Below are 1,575 nucleotides of genomic sequence, written 5' to 3'. Positions count from 1 at the left end.
TCTGCAGGCGATCGCCGATCACCGCGACCCAGGTGTCTTCCCGGGTTGCCAGTTGTCGCTGGAACTCATCGACCGCAGCCACGCCGCCCTGGCGCCAGGCGTGCTCGGCCTGCTGGGCGTAGCTGGCCAGGTACTGGCGGTCGGCGGGGTCGAGAAAATAGGTGCTGCGCTCGGCCGACAGGCCCCAGGTCCAGATGATCCAGGTCAGCAGCAGGCAGAAGCCGATCTGCAACAGCGCCAGTTTCCAAAGTAGGGGGTGACGGCGCATCAGTGGCGTTCCGCTTCCACCAGGATGTAGCCCGCGCCGCGCACCGCCTGGATCTGCAGGTGCTGCACCCCAAGGTCGGCGAGTTTGCGCCGCAGGTTGCATACGTGCACATCCAGGCCACGATCGAGCCTCGTGTAGATGCGGTGCAGTACGTGCTGATAGAGAAACGGCTTGCTCAGGGTTTCCCCGGGGTGCTCGCGCAGGGTCACCAGCAACCGGTATTCGGAACCGGTCAGGCCCGCTGCGCGGCCCTGGTGCAGTACGTCCTGGGCCTGTTCGTCGAAGCTGAGGATCGGGTCCTGGCGCGTGGCCTGCAGCTGTTGCACCCGGGCCATGCGCCGCAGCAGGGCGTCGGCGCGGGCGTCCAGTTCGGCCAGGCTGAAGGGCTTGGGCAGGTAGTCGTCGGCGCCTCGGGTAAAGCCGGTGATGCGGTCCTGCTCGGCGCCCAGGGCCGACATCAGCATCACTGGCGTGCCCTGTTCCTGGCGCAGGGTTTCCAGCAGGGCCAGGCCGTCCATGCCCGGCAGCATGATGTCCAGCAGCACCAGGTCGAAGTGACCGGCGCGCACCGCGGCCAGCCCCTGGCGGCCGTCGGTGCAGGTGGTGACGGTAAAGCCGCGCTGGCGGAAATGCAGGTCCAGGTCGTCGCGCAGTCGGGCGTCGTCTTCCACGAGAAGCAGGTTGGGGGTCATGGGGCAGAGCACTTGAATGGGGATATTTAATGAGAACGTTTTACATTTGCGAATATTGCAGCAATGCCCTTGGCTATGCAATTGCCATGATGGGCGGGCATGACCGGGATCAACTGAACAAGAAGTTGAATATTCAACAAAGTGTTGATATTTTTCCTGGCCGTTCACCTTGGTAGTCACCCATGAACCGATCTTGCGCTTCCCTGCTTGCCGAACGTCAGCTGGTGCTGCAGGTGCTGCACAGCACTTTGCAGATGCTGGGCAGTGTAGTCGGCCGGCACGTGGAGATTGTCCTGCATGACCTTGACCGTCCCGAGTGCTCGATCGTCGCCATCGCCAATGGTCATGTCACCGGGCGCCGGGTAGGCGACCCGGTGCTGGTCGGGCCGCGCCAGGACCTGGGTTTTGCCGCGGTGCGACGTGCCCTGCAAGACCGCTCCGCGGCGACCCCGCTGGTGCTGGAGAACTACCCGACCCTGGCCCCCGACGGCCGCGAGCTGCGCAGTTCCACGGTGATCTTTCGCGACAGCAGTGGGCAGCCCTTCGCCAGCCTGTGCAGCAACAGCGACCTGAGCGGTATCGCCGCCGCTCATGCCTGCCTCGGGCAATTGCTGG

Annotated in this window: 3 protein-coding genes; 1 reads left to right on the top strand and 2 read right to left on the bottom strand. The window is 64.8% G+C overall.

Annotated elements, in window-relative coordinates:
• Both F6S12_RS31620 and F6S12_RS31615 read right to left on the bottom strand, forming a co-directional pair.
• Positions 1 to 268 (bottom strand): histidine kinase sensor domain-containing protein (locus F6S12_RS31620; protein ID WP_315869844.1); only part of this gene is annotated, 268 nt, incomplete at its 3' end.
• Complete coding sequence (locus F6S12_RS31615; protein ID WP_053158037.1) at positions 268 to 960, bottom strand: response regulator transcription factor; 693 nt, start codon at positions 958 to 960, stop codon at positions 268 to 270. The genes F6S12_RS31620 and F6S12_RS31615, both read right to left, overlap by 1 nt.
• 182 nt (positions 961 to 1,142) lie before the next feature.
• Between F6S12_RS31615 and F6S12_RS31610 the strand changes: the two genes are divergently transcribed.
• Positions 1,143 to 1,575, top strand: a 433-nt coding sequence (locus F6S12_RS31610; protein WP_315869843.1) for a PAS domain-containing protein, incomplete at its 3' end; no start/stop codon positions are given.

It is taken from the genome of Pseudomonas sp. JV245A (assembly GCF_032424515.1).
GTDB classification, from domain to species: Bacteria; Pseudomonadota; Gammaproteobacteria; order Pseudomonadales; family Pseudomonadaceae; genus Aquipseudomonas; species Aquipseudomonas protegens.
The sequence above is the reverse complement of the archived record's forward strand: the minus strand, read 5'-3'. Positions and strand labels throughout refer to the sequence as shown.

Bases quoted from the DNA above. Each gene is read 5' to 3' on its own strand.
- F6S12_RS31615 (WP_053158037.1), bottom strand. From the start codon at position 960: ATGACCCCCAACCTGCTTCTCGTGGAAGACGACGCCCGACTGCGCGAC.